This is a genomic window from Aminobacter sp. P4_D5, from assembly GCF_056401815.1.
This window is the reverse complement of record NZ_JBFUIP010001062.1, coordinates 1-591: the sequence shown is the minus strand read 5'-3', so window position 1 is coordinate 591 and position 591 is coordinate 1. Positions and strand designations below refer to the sequence as shown.

The 591-nt window shown below is 66.5% G+C and carries 1 protein-coding gene; it reads left to right on the top strand.

Features of this window, described 5'->3' with window-relative positions:
- On the top strand, nucleotides 1-591 hold a 591-nt coding region (locus AC1DWF_RS36665; protein WP_476843343.1), incomplete at both ends, for a tripartite tricarboxylate transporter permease.

The window sequence follows — 591 nt, the reverse complement described above, 5'->3', positions numbered from 1 at the left end:
CCGAAGGGCTGGTCGAGGCGGGCGCCTCCAACAACGCCTCGCTGGCCTCCGGCTGGGTGCCGAGCCTGCTCTTCGGCATCCCCGGCGACACCATCACGGCCATCGCCATCGGCGTGCTCTACATGAAGGGGCTGAACCCGGGGCCGACGCTCTTCACGGAGCGCGCGGGCAGCATGTACGCGCTCTACATCATCTTCATCCTGGCCAATATCATCATGATCCCGCTCGGCATCGTGATGATCCGGGTCGCGTCGCACGTGCTGCGCGCGCCGCGGGCCTCCGTGATGCCGGTGATCCTGCTGCTCTGCGCGGTCGGTTCCTTCGCGACGGGGAATAACCTCTTCGCGGTGTTGCTGGTCGGTGCCTTCGGCTGCCTCGGCTACGTGATGGAGAAGAACGGCTATCCCGTGGCCGCGCTGGTGCTGGGCATCGTGATGGGCAGCATGGTGGAGCAGAGCTTCATCACCAGCCTCATCAAGTCGGATGGCGACGTGCTGCCCTTCTTCGAGCGCCCCGTGTCGTCCATTCTGGCGGCGCTGACCCTGAGCGCGCTGTTCTGGCCGGTGCTGGCCTGGATCTGGGCGCGCGTCT